At 63.5% G+C, this 24,578-nt stretch carries 21 protein-coding genes, 1 tRNA gene and 6 pseudogenes; 9 read left to right on the top strand and 19 right to left on the bottom strand.

Annotated features, from left to right (window positions below; translation table 11 throughout):
• Nucleotides 1-24: 24 nt before the first annotated feature.
• The 4 genes from ACVWW3_RS31830 to ACVWW3_RS31815 form a co-directional block, all read right to left on the bottom strand.
• Entirely contained in the window at nucleotides 25-519 is a 495-nt protein-coding gene (locus ACVWW3_RS31830) for a hypothetical protein (RefSeq protein ID WP_456647565.1), read from the bottom strand.
• A gap of 159 nt (nucleotides 520-678) precedes the next feature.
• On the bottom strand, nucleotides 679-1,872 hold the full coding sequence (gene rlmN / locus ACVWW3_RS31825; RefSeq protein ID WP_456647566.1) for a 23S rRNA (adenine(2503)-C(2))-methyltransferase RlmN: 1,194 nt from the start codon (nucleotides 1,870-1,872) through the stop codon (nucleotides 679-681).
• A gap of 184 nt (nucleotides 1,873-2,056) precedes the next feature.
• On the bottom strand, nucleotides 2,057-2,719 hold the full coding sequence (locus ACVWW3_RS31820; RefSeq protein WP_247444135.1) for an invasion associated locus B family protein: 663 nt from the start codon (nucleotides 2,717-2,719) through the stop codon (nucleotides 2,057-2,059).
• A 117-nt stretch (nucleotides 2,720-2,836) separates the two neighbouring features.
• A complete protein-coding gene (locus ACVWW3_RS31815; protein WP_247444137.1) occupies nucleotides 2,837-3,676 on the bottom strand; it encodes an SDR family oxidoreductase in 840 nt (279 codons plus the stop codon).
• A 202-nt stretch (nucleotides 3,677-3,878) separates the two neighbouring features.
• Here ACVWW3_RS31815 and ACVWW3_RS31810 point away from each other — a divergent pair, with 202 nt between their 5' ends.
• Entirely contained in the window at nucleotides 3,879-4,853 is a 975-nt protein-coding gene (locus ACVWW3_RS31810) for an NADPH:quinone oxidoreductase family protein (RefSeq protein WP_456647567.1), read from the top strand.
• A gap of 46 nt (nucleotides 4,854-4,899) precedes the next feature.
• Here ACVWW3_RS31810 and ACVWW3_RS31805 read toward each other — a convergent pair whose 3' ends face one another.
• Both ACVWW3_RS31805 and ACVWW3_RS31800 read right to left on the bottom strand, forming a co-directional pair.
• On the bottom strand, nucleotides 4,900-5,286 hold the full coding sequence (locus tag ACVWW3_RS31805; RefSeq protein WP_456647568.1) for a YkvA family protein: 387 nt from the start codon (nucleotides 5,284-5,286) through the stop codon (nucleotides 4,900-4,902).
• 101 nt (nucleotides 5,287-5,387) lie between these two features.
• Nucleotides 5,388-5,690 carry a 4a-hydroxytetrahydrobiopterin dehydratase gene (locus ACVWW3_RS31800; RefSeq protein ID WP_456647569.1) on the bottom strand — a complete coding sequence of 101 codons (303 nt, stop codon included), beginning with the start codon at nucleotides 5,688-5,690 and terminating at the stop codon, nucleotides 5,388-5,390.
• 151 nt (nucleotides 5,691-5,841) lie between these two features.
• On the opposite strand from ACVWW3_RS31800, the gene ACVWW3_RS31795 reads away from it, so the two are divergent.
• Together ACVWW3_RS31795 and ACVWW3_RS31790 are read left to right on the top strand one after the other, a co-directional pair.
• Nucleotides 5,842-7,287, top strand: a complete 1,446-nt coding sequence (locus tag ACVWW3_RS31795) for a TAXI family TRAP transporter solute-binding subunit (RefSeq protein ID WP_247444142.1) — start codon at nucleotides 5,842-5,844, stop codon at nucleotides 7,285-7,287.
• An 89-nt stretch (nucleotides 7,288-7,376) separates the two neighbouring features.
• Nucleotides 7,377-8,919, top strand: a pseudogene (locus ACVWW3_RS31790) (alkaline phosphatase D family protein).
• A 6-nt stretch (nucleotides 8,920-8,925) separates the two neighbouring features.
• On the opposite strand, the gene ACVWW3_RS31785 reads toward ACVWW3_RS31790, so the two are convergent.
• Nucleotides 8,926-9,324 carry a response regulator gene (locus tag ACVWW3_RS31785; RefSeq protein ID WP_247444144.1) on the bottom strand — a complete coding sequence of 133 codons (399 nt, stop codon included), beginning with the start codon at nucleotides 9,322-9,324 and terminating at the stop codon, nucleotides 8,926-8,928.
• A 161-nt stretch (nucleotides 9,325-9,485) separates the two neighbouring features.
• Here ACVWW3_RS31785 and ACVWW3_RS31780 point away from each other — a divergent pair, with 161 nt between their 5' ends.
• A complete protein-coding gene (locus ACVWW3_RS31780; protein ID WP_247352415.1) occupies nucleotides 9,486-10,271 on the top strand; it encodes a Crp/Fnr family transcriptional regulator in 786 nt (261 codons plus the stop codon).
• Nucleotides 10,272-10,372: 101 nt separating this feature from the next.
• Here the strand turns inward: ACVWW3_RS31780 and ACVWW3_RS31775 are convergent, their stop codons facing one another.
• Both ACVWW3_RS31775 and ACVWW3_RS31770 read right to left on the bottom strand, forming a co-directional pair.
• Entirely contained in the window at nucleotides 10,373-10,810 is a 438-nt protein-coding gene (locus tag ACVWW3_RS31775; RefSeq protein ID WP_354048420.1) for an SRPBCC family protein, read from the bottom strand.
• The gene (locus ACVWW3_RS31770; RefSeq protein ID WP_354106559.1) at nucleotides 10,807-11,133 is read right to left on the bottom strand and encodes an ArsR/SmtB family transcription factor; all 327 of its coding nucleotides are present in this window, start codon (nucleotides 11,131-11,133) and stop codon (nucleotides 10,807-10,809) included. Before ACVWW3_RS31770 ends, ACVWW3_RS31775 begins: the two co-directional genes overlap by 4 nt.
• Nucleotides 11,134-11,631: 498 nt before the next feature.
• Here ACVWW3_RS31770 and typA point away from each other — a divergent pair.
• Together typA and ACVWW3_RS31760 are read left to right on the top strand one after the other, a co-directional pair.
• Nucleotides 11,632-13,459: pseudogene (typA, locus tag ACVWW3_RS31765) on the top strand (translational GTPase TypA).
• Between the two features lie 127 nt (nucleotides 13,460-13,586).
• The gene (locus ACVWW3_RS31760) at nucleotides 13,587-14,831 is read left to right on the top strand and encodes a flavin monoamine oxidase family protein (RefSeq protein ID WP_456649710.1); all 1,245 of its coding nucleotides are present in this window, start codon (nucleotides 13,587-13,589) and stop codon (nucleotides 14,829-14,831) included.
• 12 nt (nucleotides 14,832-14,843) lie between these two features.
• Here ACVWW3_RS31760 and ACVWW3_RS31755 read toward each other — a convergent pair whose 3' ends face one another.
• On the bottom strand, nucleotides 14,844-15,251 hold the full coding sequence (locus tag ACVWW3_RS31755) for a thiol-disulfide oxidoreductase DCC family protein (protein ID WP_247444148.1): 408 nt from the start codon (nucleotides 15,249-15,251) through the stop codon (nucleotides 14,844-14,846).
• Nucleotides 15,252-15,294: 43 nt separating this feature from the next.
• Nucleotides 15,295-16,186: pseudogene (locus ACVWW3_RS31750) on the bottom strand (alpha/beta hydrolase family protein).
• A gap of 262 nt (nucleotides 16,187-16,448) precedes the next feature.
• On the opposite strand from ACVWW3_RS31750, the pseudogene ACVWW3_RS31745 reads away from it, so the two are divergent.
• Nucleotides 16,449-16,959: pseudogene (locus ACVWW3_RS31745) on the top strand (N-acetyltransferase family protein).
• Between the two features lie 177 nt (nucleotides 16,960-17,136).
• Nucleotides 17,137-17,672, top strand: a pseudogene (gene ppa / locus ACVWW3_RS31740) (inorganic diphosphatase).
• Nucleotides 17,673-17,724: 52 nt separating this feature from the next.
• Here ppa and ACVWW3_RS31735 read toward each other — a convergent pair.
• The 3 genes from ACVWW3_RS31735 to ACVWW3_RS31725 are packed head-to-tail and all read right to left on the bottom strand — an operon-like array spanning nucleotide 17,725 to nucleotide 19,275.
• Nucleotides 17,725-18,609: a bifunctional methylenetetrahydrofolate dehydrogenase/methenyltetrahydrofolate cyclohydrolase gene (locus tag ACVWW3_RS31735; RefSeq protein WP_456647571.1), complete on the bottom strand. Its 885-nt coding sequence runs from the start codon at nucleotides 18,607-18,609 to the stop codon at nucleotides 17,725-17,727.
• Between the two features lie 10 nt (nucleotides 18,610-18,619).
• A complete protein-coding gene (locus ACVWW3_RS31730) occupies nucleotides 18,620-18,964 on the bottom strand; it encodes a DUF167 domain-containing protein (protein ID WP_456647572.1) in 345 nt (114 codons plus the stop codon).
• Nucleotides 18,965-18,984: 20 nt separating this feature from the next.
• On the bottom strand, nucleotides 18,985-19,275 hold the full coding sequence (locus tag ACVWW3_RS31725) for a YggT family protein (RefSeq protein WP_007598721.1): 291 nt from the start codon (nucleotides 19,273-19,275) through the stop codon (nucleotides 18,985-18,987).
• Between the two features lie 187 nt (nucleotides 19,276-19,462).
• On the opposite strand from ACVWW3_RS31725, the gene ACVWW3_RS31720 reads away from it, so the two are divergent.
• Nucleotides 19,463-19,538: transfer RNA gene (locus tag ACVWW3_RS31720), tRNA-Ala, on the top strand.
• Nucleotides 19,539-19,645: 107 nt separating this feature from the next.
• Here ACVWW3_RS31720 and ACVWW3_RS31715 read toward each other — a convergent pair.
• The 5 genes and pseudogenes from ACVWW3_RS31715 to ACVWW3_RS31695 form a co-directional block, all read right to left on the bottom strand.
• Nucleotides 19,646-20,459 (bottom strand): annotated as a pseudogene (locus tag ACVWW3_RS31715) (enoyl-CoA hydratase).
• 109 nt (nucleotides 20,460-20,568) lie between these two features.
• Nucleotides 20,569-21,363, bottom strand: coding sequence for a glutamine amidotransferase (locus tag ACVWW3_RS31710; protein WP_456647573.1), 795 nt, complete (start codon nucleotides 21,361-21,363; stop codon nucleotides 20,569-20,571).
• A 126-nt stretch (nucleotides 21,364-21,489) separates the two neighbouring features.
• Nucleotides 21,490-22,269 (bottom strand): SDR family NAD(P)-dependent oxidoreductase, encoded by a 780-nt coding sequence (locus ACVWW3_RS31705; protein ID WP_456647574.1) that lies wholly within the window; start codon nucleotides 22,267-22,269, stop codon nucleotides 21,490-21,492.
• Nucleotides 22,270-22,496: 227 nt separating this feature from the next.
• Nucleotides 22,497-22,985, bottom strand: a complete 489-nt coding sequence (locus ACVWW3_RS31700) for a tellurite resistance TerB family protein (protein ID WP_247352439.1) — start codon at nucleotides 22,983-22,985, stop codon at nucleotides 22,497-22,499.
• A 166-nt stretch (nucleotides 22,986-23,151) separates the two neighbouring features.
• On the bottom strand, nucleotides 23,152-24,561 hold the full coding sequence (locus ACVWW3_RS31695) for a DUF5939 domain-containing protein (RefSeq protein ID WP_456647575.1): 1,410 nt from the start codon (nucleotides 24,559-24,561) through the stop codon (nucleotides 23,152-23,154).
• Nucleotides 24,562-24,578 lie beyond the last annotated feature (17 nt).

Below are 24,578 nucleotides of genomic sequence, written 5' to 3'. Positions count from 1 at the left end.
AACCCCGGGGGGAAGCCAGGAAAGTCACCGCGAATCCGGCCTTGAATTCGCCGGCAGCGGCGGAGGCGGCGTGCGCGGGGGCGGCGGATTACGCCAGGCACCGGCGTTGCGGCCGGCGATCAGCCAATAGACGATTCCGGCGACAATACCGGCACCGGTCATGATCTCCAGATGCCGCCGCACCACGCCCTCGAACTGCAACGTATCGGGGTGAAAGGGGATCAGACCGAGATAGCAGGCGAGCCCGACGATGCCACCGCCGGCGGCGTAGGCAAGCGCGCTGCGGATGTAGAGCGCTTCGGTGATCGCGACGATCACCGCCGCCGGCACCAGCGCAAAGCCCGAGACGAAGATGAAGCCGAAGCCGAGCAGGATGTCGATCGCGCCCTGATCGACGGGGCCGGCGCCAAGATCGGCAAATTCCGGAAACAGCAGCGCGACGACGACGATCATCCCGCCGACGAAACAGGCGGCGAGGAAGCCGATGAAAATGACGATGAGGCGGCCGATCAGGGACATGACGCCAAATCCACCGTCATTGCGAGGAGCCCGCGACAAAATTGCGAAGCAATTTTGCGCTGGTGCGACGAAGCAATCCAGACTGCTTCCGCGGTGACATTCTGGATTGCTTCGCTTCGCTCGCAATGACGAGGAGGCGAGAGCGCGAGCATGATCAGGTCAATCCGTCATCGCCATGGCGCGCAGCGTCTGGCGTTCGCGCACCGAGAGCTTTTCAGTTTCCGACTTGAGCTGGCCGCAAGCGGCGAGAATATCGCGGCCGCGCGGAGTGCGCACCGGCGAGGAATAGCCGGCGTTGAAGATGTATTCGGAGAATTTTTCGATCTGGTCCCAATCCGAACATTCATAGGCCGTGCCGGGCCAGGGATTGAACGGGATCAGATTGATCTTGGCGTGAACGCCCTTGAGCAATTTCACCAGCAGCTTCGCATCGTCGAGCGAATCGTTGACGCCCTTGAGCATCACATATTCGAAGGTGATGCGGCGCGCGTTGGACGCGCCGGGATAATCGCGGCAGGCTTGCAGCAGCTCGGCGATCGGATATTTGCGATTGAGCGGCACGAGCTCGTTGCGCAGCTCGTCACGCACCGCATGCAGCGAGATCGCGAGCATCACGCCGATCTCGTCACCGGCACGCACGATGTTCGGCACCACGCCCGAGGTCGACAGCGTGATGCGGCGGCGGGAGATGCCGATGCCTTCATTGTCGCCGACGATGAGCAGCGCATCGCGCACCGCCTCGAAATTGTAGAGCGGCTCGCCCATGCCCATCATCACGATGTTGGTGACACGACGCGTGCCGTCCTCGCGATCGGCCCAGTCATTCAGACGATCCCGCGCGACCATCACCTGTCCCACGATCTCGCCGGCGGTGAGATTGCGCACCAGCCGCTGCGTGCCGGTGTGGCAGAAGGAACAATTCAGCGTGCAGCCGACCTGGGAGGACACACACAGCGTGCCGCGATCGGTCTCGGGGATGTAGACGCACTCGACTTCATGCGCCCGCTCGACATTGTCGCCGCTCGGCAGCCGAAGCAGCCATTTGCGGGTGCCGTCGTTGGAGACCTGCTCCGCCACGACTTCGGGCCGGTCGACGGTAAAGCGCGCAGCGAGATCGGTCCGAATGCCCTTCGAGATCGACGTCATATCGTCGAAGCTCCGGGCGCCGCGGAAATAGAGCCAATGCCACAGCTGCTGCACGCGCATCTTGCGCTGCGCGGGCGCGACGCCGATCTCGCCGAGGCAATCGGCGAGCTCGGCGCGCGACAGACCGACGAGCGAAGGCTTCGCCGGCGGCACATAGGTTTCGAGCGGAGTCTTCTCCACCAGTGTTGCGTTGTGCGGCTCGGTCATCGGTTGCCTGAGATTGCTGCTGTCTCGTCATGGCCGGGCTTGTCCCGGGCATCCACGTTCTTTATCCGCCCGTAGCCAGCGCGTGGATGGCCGGGACAAGCCCGGCCATGACGGCTGTACCTTGGGAATAGCCCCTATATAGCAACCGGAACTGCCGATTGCGACCGTGATACCGGCCGCAGCCTTAACGCCTGCAATCCTGCGAAATCCGGTCAAGCGCCTGCGCAAGGCCCTTCAGCGAGAAGGTGTCGGTTGTCTCGGTTCCCTTGGCTGAGACGCCCTTGACCACGAGATCGGCGGATTTGCGCATGGCCTCGACCATCCGCTCTTCCTCGGCCGCGTTCTTGATCCAGAGACCGTCGCCCTGCGAGTACATGGCGAAAGCGCCGCCGCCGACTTCGACCGAGGATTCGGAGCCCGGCTTCAGCGCGTAGCCGATCATGACCGAGACTTCGTTGTTGACCTTCTCCGCCGGGCGGGTGGAGACGAAGGCATAGGCTGGATCGCGCGGCCGATTCGGCGGGTTGGTCTTCGACGACGACGGCTTGGCCAGCGCGAAGCAGACCTTTTTGCCGTTGGGCGCGGCCGAATAGGCGCCCCAGGTGCCGAACTGGCCGATCAGGGTTGGCTCGGCGCCGCCCGCAACCGCCGCGGGAGCGGCCATCGGCTTGCTCTCGGGCTTTGCAGCCGTCTTTCCGGTCGTATGGGCCGCCGGCGCAGCCGATTTCGGCGCGGCCTCCTTCGGTGCAGTTTTGGGCGCCGGTTGCGCCGTCTGCGCCCGCGCGGAATTGGTGATTCCACCGGCTGCCACGCCAGTCATTAGAGCTAAAATCAGCACCCGCCACATGCTGGAGTGGTTCCCTCAATATTGTGACTGGAAGATGGCCCGGCCGCGCGTTGTCCCCGCGGCAGGGATAGCCGGAAAAGTCCAATTTGGGAAGGCAGTTAGGGAAGGTTGCGGTGACTAGGCCCTGGATCGCGCCGCACGCTGCTCTGTCCATTGCGCATCGGTCCAGCGCAACAAATCCTCGGCGCCGGAGCTGCGCAAATGCGCGCCACCGTCGATCACCACCATCTCGCCGTTGATGTAGCCGGCACGATCGGAGACCAGAAAGCTGGCGAGGTCGGCAAGCTCGCTGTGCTCGCCGGCGCGCCCCATCGGGTTGCGCGCGGCCCACCCTTCGTCGCGGCCCTCGGGACGAAGCTGCCCTGAGGCACCAGCGGTCGGGAACGGTCCCGGCGCGATCGCGACGGTGCGAATGCCCTTCGGGCCCCACTCGACCGCAAGACTCTTGGTCATCGCCAGCACCGCCGACTTCGCCATCGCCGACGGCACGGTGAAGGCGCGGCCGGTGATAGTCGAGGTCGAGAGGATCGAGAGCACGACGCCGCCATGCTTGCCCTCGATCCAGCGCTTGCCGGCGGCAAGCGTGCAATACATCGCGCCATGCAGCGTCGGCGCGAGGATCGCATCCGCTGCACGGAACGACAGATGCTCACTCTGCGCGATGAAGGTCGCAGCGGCATTGTTGACGAGAATATCGAGCGGCGCCTCGCGCCAGATGGCGTCCATCATGCTCTCGACGGCGGCGCCGTCGCGGATATCGCAGGCCACGATGGTGATCTTGCCGCCGGTCTCTTCGCGCATCTCGCTCGCCGTCGCTTCCAGCCGATCGAGCTTGCGACCGCAGATCACGAGCTCCGCACCGAGCGCAAGGAAGCGGCGCCCCATCGCCGCGCCGAGACCCGAGCCACCACCGGTGACGAGGATGCGCTTGTCCCTAAGCAGGCTCGTTTCAAACATCGTTTGAATCCTTGTTATTTCGTCGTTGCGAGCGAAGGCAAGCCATCCAGAAACCGTACCGCGGAAATAGCCTGGATTGCTCGCAATGACTGGAGGATAGGCCGGCGCGCAGTTTCTACAAAGAAACCGGATTGTCGCCCGTGCCTAAATCCGGCAGAAACGGGCAAACTATAATTCCACTCGAAACGCCCAAGGTGCCGCCATGAAAGCCATCCTCTGCTCGCAATATTGCCAGCCCGACGATCTCGTTCTGGCCGACGTGCCGGATCCGGTGGCAGGTCCCGGCGAAGCCGTGATCGCGATCAAGGCGGCGGCGCTGAACTTCTTCGACATCCTGATGATCCAGGGCAAGTACCAGATCAAGCCGCCGTTCCCGTTCTCGCCGGCCGCCGAAGTCGCGGGCGTGATCGAGAGCGTCGGTCCCGGCGTGACCGACGTGAAGGTCGGCGACCGCGTCGTGGCCTCCTGCGGCCACAACGGCGCGCGCGAAAAGATCGCGCTGCCGGCGGCATCGATCGTGAAGATTCCCGACAATCTCGACTATGACCGCGCGGCTGGCATCATCATCACCTACGGCACCGCGCTGCATGCGCTGGAAGATCGCGCGAGCCCGAAGCCGGGCGAGACGCTCGCGGTGCTGGGCGCCGCCGGGGGCACGGGCCTTGCCGCCTGCGAGCTCGGCAAGCTGATGGGCCTGAAGGTGATCGCCTGCGCCTCGTCGGACGAGAAGCTCGAATTCGCGAAAGCGCATGGCGCCGAGCTGACGCTGAACTACGGCAAGGAAGATTTGAAGGAGGGCCTGCGAAAACTCACCGGCGGCAAGGGCGTCGACATCATCTTCGATCCGGTTGGTGGCACCTATGCCGAACAGGCGCTGCGCTCGATCGCCTGGGAAGGCCGCTTCCTGGTGATCGGCTTCGCAGCCGGCGACATTCCGAAGATGCCACTGAACCTCGCACTGCTGAAGGGCTGCGACATCCGCGGTGTGTTCTGGGGCGCATGGACGCGCCTCAACCCGGAAAAGAACCGCGCCAATCTCGAGAAGCTCGTGAAGTGGACGGCGGAAGGAAAGATCTCCTCGCATGTCGACCGCGTCTTCCCGCTGGCACAGACCGCCGACGCGCTGAAGGTGCTCGCGGGACGTCAGGCCATGGGCAAGGTGATCTTGCATCCGTGAGAATGCGAGCGGCGGCAGCGCGAGGTCGTCGCTCGTGTGGCGAACGCTACGACACCGCTCCTAGACCGCCCTCCACCCCGCGCTTCAGTGCGGCGCGGGCGGCTTCGCGATGCTCGTTCGTGATGTGGCTGGCGACCATGCGGATCGCGGTGGCGAGCACGGCGGCGTCATCGGTGAAGCCGAGGATCGGCATCACGTCGGGAACGAAGTCGAACGGCAGGATGAAATAGGCGATCGCCCCGAGCAGCGACGCCTGGATATGGCGCGGCGTCTGCCGGTCGAAGGCGCAGTAATAGGCGGCGAGCAGATCCTCTGCGAAAGGCAGTTGCGCGGCGACACGCTTCAGCTTGCGCCAGAAACGGCGGCGCACGCTCTCGCGATCTTCCGCGAGCCGGTCGGCCGGCTCGAAACCAACGCTGTGCTCGGCAGCCATGGTCGACAAACTCCACTTCAGCCAAGGGCGGCGTCAGAGCGGCAGATCGCCGCATCGCGTGCTGATCACAAGATGGGGACGCGGCAGCGCCTCGCAAGATGTCAGCCTGGTGTCAGCCTGGCGATGGCGTTCATCGCCTTGGCAAGCTCGATGTCGAGCGCGGTGACGCCGCCGGCATCATGGGTCGCCAGCACCACCTCCACCGTCTTGTAGACGTTGCGCCATTCGGGGTGGTGGTCCATCTTTTCGGCGACCAGCGCGACGCGGGCCATAAAGCCGAACGCCTCGTTGAAATCCTTGAAGACAAAGGTCTTCCCGATCGCGTCGCGTCCTTGAACCACGGTCCAGCCAGGGAGTCCGCCCAGCGCCTGCCTGCGCGCCTCCGCCTCGAGCCGTTCTGCCATCGTCGCCTCCGTCCTTCAGGGGAACTTTACCCTAACACCGTGCTGGCGCCCCGGGTTCATACGGGATTTGTGCCGTCCGCTAACCATGACGGAGATGTAACCCGCCGGACAGGAAATTTGCTACACTTGCGGGTGTAAATCGCCGGCCAAGATGAAACTGAACCTCAAGCGACTGTTCGGGAGATCGATGACCGGGGGATTGGACCTGGCTGAAGCGCCCACCCCGCCTTCGCCGCGATCAGCGGCGCGGAAGACGGCGCTCGTATCTCTGGCACTCGTGCTTGCGATCGTGGGCGCGCTTGCCGGCGGCTATTATTTCGCGATGCGGCCGGTGACGCTGAAGATCGCGGTCGGTCCCGCCAACAGCGATGACCTCAAGGTCGTGCAGGCGCTGACGCAGGCCTTCACTCAGAACAAGAGTCAGGTGCGGCTTCGGCCGATCCAGACCGACGGCGCCACAGCCAGCGCCGAGGCGCTCGCGGAAAGCAAGGTTGATCTCGCCATCGTGCGCGGCGACGTCGACGTGCCGAAGAACGCGCAAGCGGTCGCGACCCTGCGCAAGAACGTCGTGGTGCTGTGGACCGTGCCCGGCAAGGGCAAGAAGAAGGGCGCGAAGATCACCAAGATCGCGCAGCTCGCCGGCCGTCGGGTCGGGGTGATCGGCCGCACCCAGGCTAACGTCAATCTGCTCAAGGTGATCCTCCAGCAATACGGCGTCGATCCTGCCAAGGTCGAGGTCATACAGTTCCCCGCCAACGAAGCCGCCGAGGCGATCAAGGCCCAGAAGGCCGATGCCTATCTCGCGGCCGGCCCTGTCAACAGCAAGATTACGTCGGACGCGATCGCCGCCACTGCCAGGGAAGGCGGCACGCCGGTCTTCCTCGCGATCGATTCCGCGGATGCGATCGCGCAGAACCATCCGGTTTATGAAGCCTCGGAGATTCCGGCCGGCACCTATGGCGGCTCACCCGTTCGCCCCGACGACGAGGTCAAGACGATCAGCTTTTCGCACCACATCGTGGCGCGCAAAGGCGTATCCGAAACCAACATCGCCGCGTTCACGCGCCAGCTTTTTGCCGTGCGCCAGCAACTGGTGACTGAATTCCCGCTGGCGGCGAAGATCGAAACGCCCGACACCGACAAGGATGCGGTGATCCCGGTGCATCCCGGCGCGGCCGCCTTCGTCGACGGCGAGGAAAAGACCTTCCTCGACAAATACAGCGATTACATCTGGTGGACCCTGATGGCGCTCTCGGCCATGGGCTCGATCGGCGCCTGGTTTGCGGGCTATTTGAAGAAGGACGAGCGCGACAACAACAACCATCAGCGTGAACGCCTGCTCGACATGATCGCGGCGGCACGCAAGAGCGAGACGACCGAAGACCTCGACCAGATGCAGACCGAGGCCGACGACATCCTGCGCAATACGCTGCGCTGCTTCGATCACGGCGCGGTCGAAGAAGCCGCGCTCACCGCCTTCAACATCGCGCTCGACCAGTTCCATGCGGCCGTCGCCGATCGTAAGGCTGTGCTGTTCAGCCTGCCGCAGAACCTGCAACGTGCGGGCGCGCAGTTCAGGGCCGCCGGCAGCGCGTAATCGCTGCGTCACATTGTCTCGATATAGCGTCGGACTTCACCGTAGCGGCCGCCTTGGGCGGTCGCGTCACGCGATATCGAGACCGTCCCATGAACATCAAATTTTCACGCCGCCGTTTCCTCACGACCAGTGCCGGCGCGCTTGGCGCGGTTGCAATGCCGCATCTTTCCCGCGCGGCCGACCGGCCGGCTGTGACCCATGGCGTGCAGTCTGGCGACGTCACCGTCGACGGTGGCGTGGTCTGGGCGCGCGCCGACCGTCCCTCGCAGATGCTGGTCGAGGTGGCGACGACGGAGTCGTTCAGGGATGCCCGCGCGCTGCCGCCGATCGCGGCGCTGCCCGAGAGCGACTTCACCGCAAAGATGCTGATCGAAAACCTGCCGGGCGGGCAGGACATCTTTTATCGCGTCCGCTTCCGCGACCTTTCGCACACCGCGGTGGAGAGCGAGCCGGTGACCGGCCGCTTCCGCACCGCGCCCGCCGACCGCCGCGACGTCAGCTTCGTCTGGGGCGGCGACGTCGCAGGACAAGGCTGGGGCATCAATCCCGACGACGGCGGCATGTTCACCTTCTCGGCGATGCGCAAGCACCGTCCGGATTTCTTTCTGCACTCCGGCGATACCATCTATGCCGACGGTCCTATCCAGTCCGACGGTAAAGCTCGCCGACGGCAAGATCTGGAAGAACGTTACGATCCCCGAGAAGGCCAAGGTCGCCGAGACGCTGGACGAGTACCGCGCCGCGCACAAATACAATTTCACCGACGACAACGTTCGCGCCTTCAACGCCGAAGTGCCGATCTTCGTGCAGTGGGACGACCATGAGGTGACCAACAATTGGTCGCTGTCGAAGGAGCTGCCAGCGACCTACAAGGAGCGCGACGTCACGCTGCTCGCGGCGCGCGCAGGCCGCGCCTTCCACGAGATGTATCCGATGCGCGAGAGCATCGTCGAGCCCGGCCGGGTCTATCGCCAGATCTCCTACGGCCCGCATCTCGAATTGTTTGTGCTCGACGAACGCGGCTATCGCGGCCCGAACGGCCCCAATCTCGAGACCGCTTACGGCCCGGCCAGCTACTTCCTCGGCCCGGACCAGATGGCCTGGCTCAAGCGCGGCCTCCTAAATTCGCGCGCGACCTGGAAGGTGATCGCCTCTGACATGCCGCTCAGCCTCGTCGTGTCAGACACGCCGAAGGGCGGCTCCGAGGCGTTTGCGCAGGGTGACGGCCCGGTGCGCGGCCGCGAATTCGAGATCGCCGACATCCTGCGCTTCATCAAGATGGCGCCGATCAAGAACACCGTGTGGCTGACCGCGGACGTGCACTACGCCGCCGCGCATTATTACGATCCGAACAAGGCGCAATTCCAGGAGTTCGATCCGTTCTGGGAATTCGTCTCGGGGCCGCTGCATGCGGGCACGTTCGGCCCGAACGAACTCGATAACACCTTTGGGCCGGAGGTGCGCTTCGTCAAGGCGCCGGGCAAGGACGACCAGAACCTGCCGCCGTCCGCCGGCATGCAATTCTTCGGTCACGTCAAGATCGAGGGCGGGTCCGGCCAGATGACGGTGACCTTGCGCGACCGCGCCGACGTCGCACTGTGGTCCACCACGCTTGATCCTAAGCCGGCTTGACCGGCTTCAGGCGCCACGCGACCGCAGCGCGATCTCCAGCGCCTCGCTCGAGCATGGCTTTTGCAGACGCGGCCGCTTGACGAAATCGGGCGCGATCCGTGCTTCGGCGTCGTAACCGGTGACAAAGACGAAGGGAATTTGCAGGGCCGCCAGCCGCTCGGCGACCGCAAAGCTCTTCTCGCGGCTCAGCTCGACGTCGAGCAGCGCAAAATCTGGAGCGCGCGCCGCGATCGCGGCCAGCGCCTGCGCCACCGATCCCACCGTGCGCACGCTCTTCACGCCAAATCCGAGCAGGCGATCCTCGAAGTCGATTGCGATGATCGGATCGTCCTCGACGATCAGCACATCGGCAGGACAATCTGAACCATCGGAAAGAGCGGGTGCCATCGCCACAACTTGGAGCATGAGGTTTCTCTGATCAGGACAGCCGCGTCACGACGCCTGCGCCCAGCGCGCCGGAGGGTTCCAGGAACGAAACCCACCACATCGCAGTTGTTAGGTCTGTCCACTTGTGCACACAGGACCTGGCCGGAACTCGCTAATGTGGAGGCGGATGGGAGTTTAAGATGGACGCGCGCACCAGCAACGCCACCGAGATCGACAGCCGGCCGACCAACAATCTGCTGCGGCGCTTGAGCCAGGCCGATTTCGCCCTGCTTGCACCACACGTCATGGTCGAAAACGCCACGGCGAATGAACTGCTCTACAACCCCGGCGACGACGTCCAAGTGGTCCATTTTCCATGCGGGCCGGCGCTTGCGACCTTTGTGGTTCCCAATGAGGACGGCCGCGATGTCGAGACCATTCTGGTCGGCCGCGAAGGCGCGGTCGGCGGCATCGTCAGCGAGGGCTATCTGCCGGCCTATACCCGGATCTGCGTGAAATTCGGCGGGCCGTTTGCGCGAATTCATGTCAGCAAGCTGGAGGCCGCCAAGCAGCGCTCGCCGTCGTTGCGCCATGTCTTCGCTCGCTACGCCGATTGCATGCTGGCGCAGATCTTCCAGTCCACCGCCTGCAACGCCATTCACTCGATCGAGCAGCGCACCGCCAAATGGATGCTGGCGGCGATGGAGCGGACCGGCGACGCGAGCAGCGTGCCGCTGACGCACGAACAACTCGCGACGCTGCTCGGCGTCGGCCGCAGCTACGCCAGCCGCGTGCTCCAGTCGTTCAAGGCGGAAGGCGTGCTCGACACACGGCGCGGATCGATCCTGGTCCGCAACCGCGAGGGCCTCCGCCTGCGCGCCTGCATGTGCAACGAGGCCGTGAAGATGCACTTCGAGGAGGTGCTGCGCGGGGTCTATCCGACCGAGGAGGGCGAACCTCAACTCGGCATGAGGTCCAAACGCTGATACGCACGCCGAAGCCTGGCTCAATAAGACCGCGAACCCATGCCAGAACTGTTGAGCGGAAAGAACTGAAATACGATCAGATAATACCCGCGAGCAGTTTGCTAAAAGTCGGATCCAACCTCTTCCATTTTGGCCAGCATGCCTGGCCAACCGCCGCCCATAGCGCGATAGCCGCCTTCGTCTTCCGGCCGGAAGCCAGATTGCTCCATCCGAACGGCTGTGCCGCCGCCGACTGCTGTCAATGTCCAGGTCACGATGGTTTTGAGGCCGCCTTTGGCCTGTTCGCCGGAGGCGTTCCAACTGTAGACCAGCCGCTCGTTCGGAACGATTTCCAGAACTTCGCAGTCCGTGACACCATTCCATCCGTACATGGGCTGAGCGCGAAAATTAAAATGGTGGCCGACGCGAAGCTCGAAGTCGTTCTTCATCAACCATCGGTCAATGAGAGCTGGCCGCGTCAGTACACGCCACACCTTGTCGGGTTGGTAAGGCAGCGTGCGCTCAACAATCAATGAGCGCAGGGCGACAGCTTCGGTCACTGATCCATCTCCCTCAGTAAATTTTCCATTTGATTGAAGCGCTCGCGCCAGAAACCTTCGTAGTGCCCAAGCCAATCCATAAGAGGCGCGAGACCATCGGGCTGGGCGCGATAGAACACCTGCCGACCATGACGCTCGTCAGTGACCAATCCGGCCGAGCGCAAGGCTTTGAGATGTTCCGATACCGAAGGCTGCGAGACGTGGGCGCCAGCGGTTAGGGCGCTCACGGTCAGGTCTCCCTCTCGCGAAAGCCGCTCGAACAGGCCCCGTCTGGTAGGATCGGACAAAACTCGAAAGAGCTCAGTCGCCTGTGTTTGGCTCATCATTATCCATAGGGCGCTGCCTATGGATTTGTCAAGCATACATCGGCGTATGCCTATGGATCGTGGTTCACGATGATTCCGGTCGCACCGCGCGGGCGGGCATCCCGGAACCCTGGACCTAACCGCCATCCGGTTGGCCCGAGTCGAGGTTCGCAATGTCGGAGAAGCTGCGGACTGGTCAAAGTCGCCTTTCACCAAGCAGCCGGTAACGTCCGGGCACGGCTGGCGATCGAAGAGTTCTCTCCCAGCCTGCCCCATAACCCCCGGGGATTCCCGGACAAAATTCAATCAACCAACAGCCAAAGAACACATTGTTTTTTGGCGGTTTCTGCATATATTGCGCCGCAACGCATAGGGTACCCGGTCGCAGAGACCGGGTTTCCTTTTTGGGCGGAAAGCGCCCCGTTTCCAGACTTTCAGCGTTGTTTCGAGAACAGGTCCCGGTCTGACCGGCGAGATCGCGCTTAACCCATTGTCCGACCGCAAAGAAGCTCACTCATGAACCTTCGCAACATCGCTATCATCGCCCACGTCGATCACGGCAAGACAACGCTCGTCGACCGTCTCCTCCAGCAGTCCGGTACCTACCGCGAGAACCAGAAGGTGACCGAGCGCGCCATGGACTCCAACGATCTGGAGCGCGAGCGCGGCATCACCATTCTGGCGAAGGCGGCCTCGGTGCAGTGGAAGGACACGCGCATCAACATCGTCGACACTCCCGGCCACGCCGATTTCGGCGGTGAGGTCGAGCGCATCCTCAACATGGTGGACGGCGCGCTGGTGCTGGTGGACGCCGCCGAAGGCCCGCTGCCGCAGACCAAGTTCGTGGTCTCCAAGGCGCTCAAGGTCGGTCTGAAGCCGATCGTCGTCATCAACAAGGTTGACCGTCCCGACGCGCGGGCGACCGAAGTCATCAACGAGGTGTTCGACCTGTTCGCGGCGCTCGACGCCAGCGAGGAACAGCTCGACTTCCCCATCCTCTACGGGTCGGCCAAGCAAGGCTGGATGGCCGAGAGTCCGGATGGGTCGCACGAAGCCGGCATGCAGCCGCTGTTCGACCTGATCGTGCGCCATGTCGCGCCGCCGACCGTCGAGGAAGGCCCGTTCCGCATGATCGGCACCATTCTCGAAGCCAACCCCTATCTCGGCCGCATCATCACCGGCCGCATCACCTCAGGCTCGATCAAGCCGAACCAGGCCGTGAAGGTGCTGGGCGCCGACGGCAAGATGATCGAGCAGGGCCGCATCACCAAGATCCTCGCCTTCCGCGGCATCGAGCGCACCCCGCTCGAAGAAGCCGATGGCAGGCGACATCGTCGCGATCGCCGGCCTGACCAAGGGCACTGTCGCCGACACCTTCTGCGATCCGTCGGTCGAGACCCCGCTCGTGGCGCAGCCGATCGACCCGCCGACCGTGTCGATGTCCTTCATCGTCAACAACTCGCCGCTCGCCGGCACCGAAGGCGACAAGGTGACCAGCCGCATGATCCGCGACCGCCTGCTGCGCGAGTCCGAAGGCAACGTCGCGCTGCGGGTCGTCGAAGCCTCCGACAAGGACGCGATGGAAGTCTCGGGCCGCGGCGAATTGCAGCTCGCGATCCTGATCGAGACCATGCGCCGCGAAGGCTTCGAGCTTTCGGTGTCGCGTCCGCGCGTCGTGCTGCAGAAGGACGAGGCCACCGGCGCCACCCTGGAGCCGATCGAGGAAGTCGTGATCGACGTCGACGAGGAGCATTCCGGCGTCGTCGTGCAGAAGATGAGCGAGCGCAAGTCCGAGCTGGTCGAGATGAAGCCGTCCGGCGGCAACCGCCTCCGGCTGGTGTTCTACGCGCCGACCCGCGGCCTGATCGGCTATCAGGGCGAACTGCTCACCGACACGCGCGGCACCGCGATCATGAACCGTCTGTTCCACGGCTACGCGCCCTACAAGGGCGAGATCCAGGGCCGCCGCAACGGCGTCCTGATCTCCAACGATCAGGGCGAAGCGGTGGCTTATGCCATGTTCAAGCTGGAAGATCGTGGTCCGATGATGATCGAGCCAGGCTGGAAGGTCTACAAGGGCATGATCGTCGGCGAGCATACCCGCGAGAACGACCTCGAGATCAACATTCTCAAGGGCAAGCAGCTCACCAACATCCGAACCACCTCGAAGGACGAAGCGGTGCGCCTGACGCCGCCGATCCGGATGACCCTGGAAAAGGCGCTGGCCTATATCGAGGACGACGAGCTGGTCGAGATCACGCCGAAGTCGATCCGTCTGCGCAAGCGGCACCTCGACGCCAACGAACGCAAGCGCGCGGAAAAGTCCAAGGAAGCGGTGGCGTAAGAGCCACTCAGACACACGACGAATGCATCAATGGCCGGGCTTGTCCCGGCCATTGACGTCTTCGATACTGGTGTCAATGACGTGGATGCCCGGGACGAGCCCGGGCATGACGATGAAATTGACCGCTATGTCCCTTCCCTCCTCAGTCGACGTCGCGATCATCGGCGCGGGCGCCGCCGGCCTCGGCGCGGCGCATGCGCTGGCAGGCTCAGGCCTTTCCGTGATCGTGCTGGAGGCGCGTAACAGGCTCGGCGGCCGCGCCTGGACCGTACAGGCCTCGCCCGAAGTCACCTTCGACGTCGGCTGCGGCTGGCTGCATTCGGCGGACAAGAACTCCTTCGTTCCGATCGCTCGGCAGCTCAATTTCGAACTCAATAACGACCTGCCGCCCTGGAGCGATCGCGCCTTTGGCGACGCGTTTCCGGAAATTCTGCGCCAGGATTTCGTGCGCGCGATCGATCAGTTCTACGATCGCGCCTCCGAGGCTGCGGAAGCAGGCGAGGATGCTCCCGCCTCCCGCTATCTCGAACCCGGCAACCGCTGGAATCCCATGATCGACGCGGTCTCGACCTATGTGAACGGGTGCGAGCTCGATCAGGTCTCGCTCCTGGACATGGAAGCCTATGAGGACACCTACTTCAATTGGCGCGTGCGGGCCGGATATGGGACCCTGATCGCGGCCTATGGCGCGCCTTGCCCGGTGGCGCTGAACTGCAACGTCACGCTGATCGATCATTCCGGCCAGCGCATCCGCATCGAAACTTCACAGGGCGCGCTGGCCACGGACAAGGTGATCGTCACCGTGCCGACCAACCTCATCGCCGACGAAGCAATCCGGTTCTCACCTGCCTTGCGCGCCAAGGTCGATGCCGCAGCCGGCCTGCCGCTCGGCGTCGACGACAAGGTGACGCTTGCGCTCGAGGACGCCGAAGCCTTCCCGAAAGAAGGTAATTTGCGCGGCGCCACCATGCGTACCGCCATGGGCACCTACCACATCCGCCCGTTCGGCCAGCCCTGCATCGAAGGCTTTTTCGGCGGCAGCTTTGCCCGCGAGCTGGAAGACGCCGGCGAAGGCGCTATCGCCGCGCAAAGCATCGACGAGATCGCGGGTTTTCTCGGCAACGACATCAGGCAAAAGCTGAAGCCGCTCTACGAGTCCCGCTGGGCCCACGATCCCTTCGCGAGAGGCTCATATTCGCACGCGCTGCCGGGCCACGCCGGCGACCGCGCCGTGCTGGCCGCGCCGGTAGACGGGCGGTTGTTCTTTGCGGGAGAAGCGACGTCGCCGAACTTCTTCACGACGGCGCACGGGGCGAGGGACTCAGGGGAGCGCGCGGCGCAGGAAGTGCTGGCGGCTTCAAACAAGCGGTAACAGCAAACTCCGTCATTCGATCACCCGTGCCCGTAAATCCGCGTCCGGCACAAAGCACGCGTCATACTTGCCGAAGATGCGATAGCGGTTGCGTGCGATGAGGCTGTACACAGCGTTTCGCAACGGCTTGGGCACGGCGAACAACGCGCGCGTCCAATTCCATCCCGGCAAGTTCGACAGCACCGTCAGCGCGGCGTCCGACTTCATGAAGACGTCGCCGCCATGGATAACAGCATTTGTATCCGGATCATCCGGATCGATGCCGAACGTGCGCGCGAGCCGGGCGCCATAGTCCGACTGGATCGGCGTGAAGCGAAACCGCTTCGCCGTGTCCCGCTGCGCGACGAACCGCACCCAGCGCGAACAGAAGATGCAGACGCCGTCGAACAGGATCACGTCGTCATCAGGCCATTTTGGCATCAGCGCTTATCCAGCGTCAGGAGCGCGACCAGGAAATACAGCGTCATGGCTTTTTGCCAGCCACCGGCTTCAGTGCGCGATCGAGTTCGGCACTCGCGGCTTTGACGCCGGCCTCGGTTTCGATCGTCCAGTGCCCCTCGCCGCTGGCGGCCGGCAGGGTGCGGAAATCGACCTTGCCGCCGCTGCCGCGAAATGCGTCGACCAACATTTTCGAGAATGCCGGTGCAAAATAGCTGTCATTGGTGGCAACGAGCCACGTGACGGGGATGCGCGCGGCCTTGCCGAATTCAGCCGCTGCCGCGAGAAGCGTCTGCGGCGCGCAGATCCGGTTCGGCTCGTCATTGGCATGGCCGCCGCGTCCCGGCGCAAAGGCGATGATGGCGGAGATCGCTTTCGGATCGGCATTCGCGAACGCCAACGCGCCCCAACCGCCGGCGGAATGGCCGATCACGATCGCGGCGTCCTCGCGGATAAAATCCTGCTTTCGCAAATCCTCCAGCGCGAGTGAGATTTCGTCGGCCGTTGCGCGGCCCGAGCGCGCATAGTCCGCCTCGTCACAGCCACCCTGGTCCTCGACATAGCGGCCGCCGGTCGCGCCATGGCCGAGCCTTTCCGGCACCAGCACGGCGAAGCCGCGCGCGATGAGGAATGCGGTGAGCGCGCGATATTCCGGCTGTGGCATTTGGCGCGCGCCGCAAGCCATTTTGCGTCGAGGCATGCGCGATCACCGCAAGCCGGAACGGGCCGGCACCTGGCGGGCGAAACAGCAGAGCATGCGCGGCGATGTCGGTATCCGGCGATGGCACGCGCCATTGCTGCCGGCGAAATGGATCACCCTCCGCTCCGGACGAGCCAAACGTGACCTGGGCGCACAGAGGCGGCGCAGTCAGCAGGGCCAGGAGAGGCAGAAGCACGAGGGTGTTGAGGAGCCGCATGAATTGCCGGAGGCGAGAACAGCGACCGTCACACTAATAGGAACGAATCAATATCGGCAGACTTTCTGCGTTGCCATTGCCGTTCATTCGTTGCCGCAAAGCAGTTTTGCACCGACGCACGGCACTCCGGTGCCATTCGAATCGGCGCCTTGTCTTTTTTCGGTACAACATGGTGAAAATACTGATGCAGAAAGTCCACAGGTTAACCCATAATTAACGATAGGTCTTGCCGTTGGCGCGGCGACTTGGTTTGATTGCGTCCATGAGCACAACCCTGATCGAGGTCCGGCCGGCCAAAGCCGCAGATGCAACCGCGGTGGCGTCCACCCATGACGAAGCCTGGCGCTCCGCCTATCAGGGCATCATTCCCGGCGCCGAGCTGGAAAAGCTGATCAACCGCCGCGGTCCGCAATGGTGGGACAGCGCGATCCGCAAGGGCAGCCGCGTCAGCGTGCTGGTGTTCGGCGACAAGATCGCGGGCTATGCCAATTACGGTCGCAACCGCGCCCGCAGCCTGCATTTCGACGGCGAGGTCTATGAGCTCTATCTGCGTCCCGAATTCCAAGGCCTGGGCTTCGGCCGCCGCCTGTTCACCGCGGCCCGCCGCGACCTGATGCAGAGCGGCCTGAAGAGCATGGTGGTGTGGGCACTCTCGGACAACGATCCGGCCACCGAGTTCTACCGTGCCTTGGGCGGCCGCATGGTGGCGCGCTCCTCGGAACGTTTCGGGCCGAAGTCGCTCGACAAGGTTTGCCTTCGCTTGGACCAATTGAGCTGCTGAAGTGCCGCCGGCAGCGCTTCCCTTCCGTCGATACCGCTGCCTCTTGAGCCGGTGATCGCTGGATTCATTATTTCATAAAAACGCGATGGATCAGCGGGGCAAGCCCGCGTATGACAGCGCCAAAATCGCTGCCGGGTGCGATTTAACCTCGGCAACAACGGAGCCTTGAATGCGTATCGATGCGGTCTCGATCGGGAAAAACGTACCACAGGACGTCAACGTCATCATCGAAGTCCCTGTGGGTGGTGAGCCGATCAAATACGAGATGGACAAGGAAGCCGGCACGCTGGTGGTCGACCGCTTCCTCTACACGCCGATGCGTTACCCCGGTAACTACGGCTTCATCCCGCACACGCTGTCCGATGACGGCGACCCCTGCGACGTCCTGATCATCAACACCCGCGCCATCATCCCCGGCGCGGTCATGAGCGTGCGCCCGGTCGGCGTGCTGTTCATGGAAGACGAAGCCGGGGCGGCGACGAGAAGATTTTGGCGGTGCCGTCCTCGAAGCTGACGCAGCGCTACGACAAGGTGAAGTCGTATTCCGACCTGCCGGACATTACGCTCCAGCAGATCCAGCACTTCTTCGAGCACTACAAGGATCTCGAACCCGGCAAGTGGGTGAAGATCCTGCGTTGGGGCGGCCCCGAGGATGCGCACAAGCTGATCCTCGAAGGCATTGATCGCGAGAAGAAGAAGGCCTGAGCTTTCGTGTCCCGGCGCAGTAGCGCATCGTTGCACGCGGCGCTGCGTCGAGTTACACCACCGGCTTCGGCAGACCCGCGATCGCGCAGGCGGCGCGCAGCGTATTCACCAGCAGGCACGCGACCGTCATCTGACCGACGCCGCCCGGCACCGGCGTAACGGCGCCAGCCACTGCGAGCGCTTCCTGGTAGGCAACATCGCCGACGAGACGCGTCTTGCCGTCGTCCTTCGGGATCCGGTTGATGCCGACGTCGATTACGGTCGCGCCCGGCTTCAGCCACTCGCCGCGCACCATCTCGGCCTTTCCGACCGCGGCGTAGACGAGGTCGGCGCGCTTCACGAGCCCGGGCAGGTCGCGCGAGCGCGAATGTGCGATGGTCACCGTGGCGTTCTCGTTCAGCAACAGCTGCACCAGTGGGCGGCCGACGAGGTTGGAGCGGCCGATGACGATGGCGTTCATGCCTTCGAGCGAGGCATGCACGCTCTTGGTCAAAATAATGCAGCCGAGTGGCGTGCAGGGCGACAGCGCCTCGAAACCGCCGGCGAGGCGGCCGGCATTGTTCGGATGCAGCCCATCGACATCCTTGGCGGGATCGATGGCATTGACGACGGTCTCGGTGTTGAGGCCCTTGGGCAGCGGCAGTTGCACCAGAATGCCGTGCACGGCGGGATCGCGGTTGAGTTTTGCGACCAGCGCCAGGAGATCTGCTTGCGAGACGTCGGCCGCCAGCTTGTGCTCGAACGACGCCATGCCGGCAGCCTGGGTCTGGGTGTGTTTCGAGCGGACATAGACCTCGCTCGCCGGATCGCTTCCGACCAGGACCACAGCAAGGCCCGGCACCAGATTGTGCTCGCGCTTGACGCGGGCGACCTCGTCCGCGACGCGCGCACGCAGTTCTGCGGCGATGACTTTTCCGTCGATGATCTTGGCGGTCATGCCTCTTTCCTCAGTCTGTCGATTTGGCTGATGCGAGCTGGCGCAGAGCTTCGCCGAGCCGCGCCGGATCGCCGTCGACCGCGATCTGCTTCAGCCGGGAGGTCGCTCCCGACAGGAGCTTTACGCTGGCCTTGGGCACGCCAAGCGATTTCGCCAGCAGCACCAGAACGGCCTTGTTAGCCTCGCCGCCATCTGCGATGGCGCGCACCCGCACCTTGAGCACGCTGCGGCCATCGGCCAGCTGCTCGATGCCGTCGATCTCGTCGCGGCCACCGCGCGGCGTCACCCGCAGCGCGATGCTGATTCCTGCGGCTCCGTAACGCCAAGGTTCCTTGACACCAAGGTTCTTTGGCAACCTGAGACGCTCCAGCCTGCTTAGATCACGTTCGGGTAGATGTAGTACAGGATCACCCGCTCGATGAACATGATGAGCAGGATCAGGATGATCGGCGAGATGTCGAGGCCGCCGAGGCTGGGCAGGAAATTGCGGATCGGCGCCAGGACCGGCTCCGTGATTCGATACAGGAACTCCGCCACGGCCGAAACGAATTGGTTGCGGGTGTTCACGACGTTGAAGGCGATCAGCCAGGACAGGATCGCGGACGCGATCAGCAGCCAGACGTAGAGGTCGAGCACGATGATGACGATGTCGAGAACGGCACGCATGGCTTTTGAAAACTCTGGCTTCTGTCGGGATTGACGCCTTTTGCTAGATATCGGTTCCCCCCGCCCCAAACAAGGGAAGTCGGTGCCGGGATGGCTAAAACCAGGTTACACGCGTCCTTGACTTGACCTTGGCGGGGACTTAAATGGCGCCCGGTTGTCGGCCGCATTGACCAGAGCGGCCAGCAAAGGGGCCATAGCTCAGCTGGGAGAGCGCGTCGTTCGCAATGACGAGGTCGGCGGTTCGATCCCGCCTGGCTCCACCAGCCTTCGCTCGCTTCGCGAGCTACCGCTAGGCAAGCCCTCGCGTAGCGAAGGCTGTCCCGCCATAGCCCGAAGGGCGGCGGCGGACCTCTCAAAAAAGATAATCCCCCTACTTCCCCGTAAACCTCGGCGGTCGCTTCTCCATAAAGCTCGCCACACCCTCCCTGAAATCGCTGCCGTTCAGCGCGACCATCATTTCCCGATTGGCCTCGATCGTCGCCTCCGCCAGCGTCTGGAACGGCACCTCGTAGAGCTGCCGCTTGATCACGGCCATCGCGCTCGGCGAGACGAAATCGGCGAGATCGCGTGCATAGGCATACGTCTCCTCGCGGAGTTTTTCCGGCGGGCAGAGCCGGTTCACCAAACCGATCCGCAATGCCTCGTCGCTGCCCACGCGCCTCGCCCGAGAGCAACATATCCATCGCGTTGGCATGACCGACGATGCGCGGCAGCATCCAGCTGATGCCATGCTCGGCAATCAGACCGCGCCGCGCGAAGGCGGTGGTGAACACGGTGTTGTCGGCGGCAAAGCGCAGGTCGCAATAGAGCGCGTGGACGAGGCCGATGCCGGCGGTCGCTCCGTTGAGCATGGCGATCACGGGCTTCCCGATCGACGGATAGAAGCCATAGCGCGTCTGCCAGTCGGGCCGCCGGTTCATGTCGAAGGGCGGCAGGTTCGACGCTCGCCTGACGTCATTGGGGTCAAGCCCCTTCAGCGCATCCATGTCGGCACCAGCGCAGAAGGCCCGGCCCGCGCCGGTGAGCACAATGACGCGGACATTTTCATCCGCGCTCGATGCTTCCATCGCATGGCGCACGTCGCGTTCCATGATGGGCGTCCACGCATTCATGCGGTCGGGGCGATTGAGCGTGATAGTCGCGACCTTGTCGCTGACCTCATAGAGAATGTGTTCATAGGCCATGGCGCTCTCCCTTTGTTTGCGGCGCAGTTTCACATGCGCTCGTTGGCGGCAAGCCTAGCATATAAAGGGATGAGACAAGGGCTTGCGCCAAGGACCTGAGAAGGCGCGATCACTCGGCGGCTTGCGCCAGCATCGGCCGGCGCGTCAGCCAGCCGTCGATGAAGTGATCGAGCCAGGCGCGTTCTGCGGCATCGTAGACGGCACGGTCCGCGAAATGGTGATGCCGCTGCCGCGCGCCGGGCGCGCTGAGGCCGTCATAGCCGCGCGTGGTCCAGCAATGCATCATCGCGTAGGTCACGTCAGGGTGAAACTGCACGCCGAACGCGTTGCCGACGCCAAACGCCTGCACCGGAAAATCATCGCCTTCCGCAAGCAATTCAGCGCCGACCGGCAACTCGAAGCCTTCGCGATGCCAATGATAGACCCGCGCCGGCCAATTCGGGCAGAGCCGGTGTCCCGCTTCTGTCGGGCGGATCGGGTAATAGCCGATCTGGGTCAGGGCATCCGCATGCGGCGCGACGCGGGCCCCTAACTGCTTCGCGAGCATTTGCGCGCCGAGGCAGATGCCAAGGAATGGCCGCTGTTCGCGGAGCGGAATTTCGATCCAGTCGATCTCGCGGCGAATGTAGTCGTCGGGATCATTGGCGCTCATCGGGCCGCCGAAGACCACGGCGCCGGCGTGCTGGTCGAGTGTCTCGGGCAGGGGATCGCCGAAGCGGGGACGACGGATGTCGAGGCGATGGCCGAGCGCGCGCAGCGCATTGCCGACGCGGCCCGGCGTCGAGGACTCTTGATGCAGGATCATCAGAACCGGCAACCGGGTTTCGGAGGCGGCGACGTTTGGCGTCCTTCTGGGGAAGGGCACCACTTCTGCGTCACCAAACCTGTTCGTCCGGAACGACATGGTCTCTGCGAGTGCTATCGGTTCAGACCGCCAGCATAACTAAGCGATCGTTAATTTCGTGTGAGTTTGCGCACACACGCCCGATATTGAAGCAAGCTCCGGGCCACGACGGACTCGGAGCTCCCTTTACTGCCTTTGCCTCTGGAACCGGCTGGTGGCGGACAGGATGAAGCCGCGCGGGAAGAAACGCAGCGCGAACGGCACAATCTTGATGCCCAGGCCGGGAAGCACTGCCCGTTTGTTGGCCATCAGGCCGCGATAGGCCTGCTGTGCAACGTCGGCGGCAGAAACATTGAGAAGGGCCGTGTCATGTCCCGACCCGACGCCGGCGCGCGCCTGGAATTCGGTGGGCACCGGCCCCGGGCAAAGTACGGTGACGCGAACGCCGTGCGGTGCAAGCTCCACCCGAAGGGCCTCGGTGAAGGAAATCACATAGGCCTTGGACGCGTAGTAGACGGCCATACCGGGGCCGGGCAGAAAACCGGCGACCGATCCGACATTGAGAAGACCACCCTTGTTCCTGATGAGCTGATCGGCAAAGCGCAGCGACAGATCCGTCAGCGCGCGGACATTGACATCCACGATGCCGAGCTGCTCGACGCGGTCGCGCTCGATTGCGTCACCGAATACGCCGAAGCCGGCATTGTTGACGAGATGATCGAGCTCGACGCCTTCGGCAGCGAGTGCGGCGGCGATCTTCTCGCCGGCATCCGCGTCCTCGAGATCGCAGACGATCACGATCGGCTTCTTGCCGCCCTTGGCCGCGAGCTCGTTCGCGAGTGCCTCCAGCCGGTCCGCCCGTCGCGCCGTCAGCGCAAGACGGTGTCCGTTCGCGGCGAACACACGCGCCAGCTCCGTGCCGATGCCCGCCGAGGCACCGGTGATCAACGTTACCCGCTCAGTCACGATCGAAGTCTCTTGAATTGAAGTTTTTTGGCCTGCAATGCTGGAACGAGAGCATAGGCCGTGCGCGACAGGCAAGCGGCACCCGCCGCATAGCCACTTGAGCGGGAAACGGGGAAGCAGGAAAACCATGGATTTACAGGGGAATCCGGAACCCAGGCAGCCCAGAGGCTACATTAAAGTTTCGTCATGTGGTCTGTACAACCGCCAATTCGCGGTGTTGGCACAGGTCACCCGCCGACCGCGTTGTCCTTGACCGGGCCGCCGGCGCGGTCTGCGACCGCGTGCTTCAGGTCGATCCGGTCGCGCTGGGAAATCCCGAGCAGGTCAGAGGCGCGCCAGACGACATTGTCCTCAAATTCAGTAACCTGGCCATCGGCATAGACCAGCTCCCACATCATCTGGACGATGCGCCTGCGGCCCTCTTCGTCGAGCGAGCGCATCATGACGCTGGTGAAGTGATAGAGGTCGACCGCCTCGCCCTCGACCTCCGTCGCATCCGCGATCAGACGATCGGCAGTGCCGCGATCGAGCCCGAAATGGCTTTCGATCAGGCTGTGCAACTTGCTCTGCTCGGCAGCCGTCGGCTGACCGTCGAGCGAGACCACATGAACCAGCAGCGCGGTCGCCGCCAGCCGGTAATCACCGTCACCGAATGCGCGGTCCTGGGCATGAGGAGCAACAATGTCGGCGATGAATTGGCGCAGGCCGTCGAGCATAAGGTCCTACCGAAATCGATGAAGCCGCGGGAGCGCGGCCGCTATCAGCCTTATATGAGTGGGAAACTCAACCGGCGCAACGTGCGTCAGTTACGCACGCTGATTACGTTTCGGCAATCTGTTCCACCTCCGTCATTGCAAGACTTTGGTGAGCGTGATCCGCCCCTCACGGTATCTCGTACACCACCATCTTGTCGGCGATGCCGCGCAGGGCCGCCTGTTTCTGGATCGGCTTGATCGCGCGCTGCTGGAGCAGCTCGGCAACCGCGGGCGCATCCAGCACGGGCCCCGTGATGTGAATCTCTTGTGCGGTCGACAGGCTCTGCACGCGGGCGGCGATGTTGACGGTCTGGCCGAAATAATCCTGCCGCTCGTTGAGCATCACCGCAAGGCATGGGCCTTCATGGATGCCGATCTTGACGATGAGGTCGCCGGTGCCGCGCTTCTTGTTGAGCTCGTCCATGGCTGCGCGCATCCGCAGGCCGGCGACGATCGCATGCTCGGGTCGGACGAAGGTCGCCATCACGGCGTCGCCGATGGTTTTCACCACCGCGCCTCTCTCCGAGGAGATGATCTCGAGCAGCGCATGGAAATGCGCGCGCACGAGATCGAAGGCGGCCAGATCGCCGACGCGCTCGTAGAGCGCGGTCGAGCCCTTCAAATCCGTGAACAGGAAGGTAAGCGAGGTGATCTGGAGCCGCTGGTCGAGACTGAGATTGTCCGCCTTGAACACATCGCGAAAGGTCTGGTTCGACAGCATCCGCTTGGCAGTCAGGAACGGCTTGCGCTTGCCGATGAGGTGATGGAGCGCCTCGGCCGCGATGAACACCGACGGCAGCACGCGCACGCCGGCCTGATTCTCCAGCGACAGCCGCAGCGGGCCCGGCCGCAGGGTCGTGGTTCCCGTCGGCGCCTGCACCTTGTTGTACATGATGGCGAACTGCTGACGGTCCTTGGTCGGCTCGCCCTGCACGTCGATGAAATGGGCTGCGTGCGTCACCGGCTCGAAGATGATGATGAAGTCGTTCGGCAGTTGCAGCGACATGGTCGCCTTCTCGCCGGACGAGAGCTCCATTGTATCCAAGGTCACCTCGTTGGCGAGCGTCGCGAACGATTCCTTGTTAAAGTCGACGCCCGAACTCCAGAACACCTGCTTGAAATACTCCCACACCGGAAGCGTATCAGGATCATGCGCCGCAATGCGCCGGACACGCGAGTTCACGGTGAAGGAGACCTCGACCTGATCGTCGACGGAGGTCTTGTAGCCGCAGGCGCAAAGCGCACAGTGATACTCATCCGGCTTGAGCGCCTTCAGGGTCGAATGCGCCCCCAGCACGCCGCCGCAGCCCGGGCACAGCACGTTCCAGCCGAGATCGAACAGGCCGAGCCGTGCCGAATGCAGGAACGCCGAGATCACGCGCTCTTCGTCGAGGCTGTGCTCCCTGGAGAAGTCGAGGACATTGACGCGGTTGAGCTCGTGATCCTCGCCGTCCTCGATGAGGCGCGTAATCGCGTCGACCACCTTCGCATCGGCGGTCTGCTTCAGAACGGAAAACTGGGCCTGGATATCGCTCATGGCGCAACTCTATCTGT

It is taken from the genome of Bradyrhizobium sp. LM2.9 (genome assembly GCF_054056555.1).
Note: the sequence above shows the minus strand (reverse complement) of the source record. Positions and strands in the feature narration are given on the sequence as shown.

What these genes read in the sequence shown, in the direction of transcription:
- ACVWW3_RS31805 (WP_456647568.1), bottom strand. Translation starts at nt 5,286, where the DNA reads ATGGCTGCCGAGCACAGCGTTGGTTTCGAGCCGGCCGACCGGCTCGCG.
- ACVWW3_RS31760 (WP_456649710.1), top strand. Translation starts at nt 13,587, where the DNA reads ATGTCCCTTCCCTCCTCAGTCGACGTCGCGATCATCGGCGCGGGCGCC.
- ACVWW3_RS31815 (WP_247444137.1), bottom strand. Translation starts at nt 3,676, where the DNA reads ATGTTTGAAACGAGCCTGCTTAGGGACAAGCGCATCCTCGTCACCGGT.
- ACVWW3_RS31800 (WP_456647569.1), bottom strand. Translation starts at nt 5,690, where the DNA reads ATGGCAGAACGGCTCGAGGCGGAGGCGCGCAGGCAGGCGCTGGGCGGA.
- ACVWW3_RS31695 (WP_456647575.1), bottom strand. Translation starts at nt 24,561, where the DNA reads ATGAGCGATATCCAGGCCCAGTTTTCCGTTCTGAAGCAGACCGCCGAT.
- ACVWW3_RS31795 (WP_247444142.1), top strand. Translation starts at nt 5,842, where the DNA reads ATGAAACTGAACCTCAAGCGACTGTTCGGGAGATCGATGACCGGGGGA.
- ACVWW3_RS31785 (WP_247444144.1), bottom strand. Translation starts at nt 9,324, where the DNA reads ATGCTCCAAGTTGTGGCGATGGCACCCGCTCTTTCCGATGGTTCAGAT.
- ACVWW3_RS31820 (WP_247444135.1), bottom strand. Translation starts at nt 2,719, where the DNA reads ATGTGGCGGGTGCTGATTTTAGCTCTAATGACTGGCGTGGCAGCCGGT.
- ACVWW3_RS31710 (WP_456647573.1), bottom strand. Translation starts at nt 21,363, where the DNA reads ATGTCGTTCCGGACGAACAGGTTTGGTGACGCAGAAGTGGTGCCCTTC.
- ACVWW3_RS31770 (WP_354106559.1), bottom strand. Translation starts at nt 11,133, where the DNA reads ATGAGCCAAACACAGGCGACTGAGCTCTTTCGAGTTTTGTCCGATCCT.
- ACVWW3_RS31735 (WP_456647571.1), bottom strand. Translation starts at nt 18,609, where the DNA reads ATGACCGCCAAGATCATCGACGGAAAAGTCATCGCCGCAGAACTGCGT.
- ACVWW3_RS31830 (WP_456647565.1), bottom strand. Translation starts at nt 519, where the DNA reads ATGTCCCTGATCGGCCGCCTCATCGTCATTTTCATCGGCTTCCTCGCC.
- ACVWW3_RS31810 (WP_456647567.1), top strand. Translation starts at nt 3,879, where the DNA reads ATGAAAGCCATCCTCTGCTCGCAATATTGCCAGCCCGACGATCTCGTT.
- ACVWW3_RS31725 (WP_007598721.1), bottom strand. Translation starts at nt 19,275, where the DNA reads ATGCGTGCCGTTCTCGACATCGTCATCATCGTGCTCGACCTCTACGTC.
- ACVWW3_RS31755 (WP_247444148.1), bottom strand. Translation starts at nt 15,251, where the DNA reads ATGCCAAAATGGCCTGATGACGACGTGATCCTGTTCGACGGCGTCTGC.
- ACVWW3_RS31700 (WP_247352439.1), bottom strand. Translation starts at nt 22,985, where the DNA reads ATGCTCGACGGCCTGCGCCAATTCATCGCCGACATTGTTGCTCCTCAT.
- rlmN (WP_456647566.1), bottom strand. Translation starts at nt 1,872, where the DNA reads ATGACCGAGCCGCACAACGCAACACTGGTGGAGAAGACTCCGCTCGAA.
- ACVWW3_RS31780 (WP_247352415.1), top strand. Translation starts at nt 9,486, where the DNA reads ATGGACGCGCGCACCAGCAACGCCACCGAGATCGACAGCCGGCCGACC.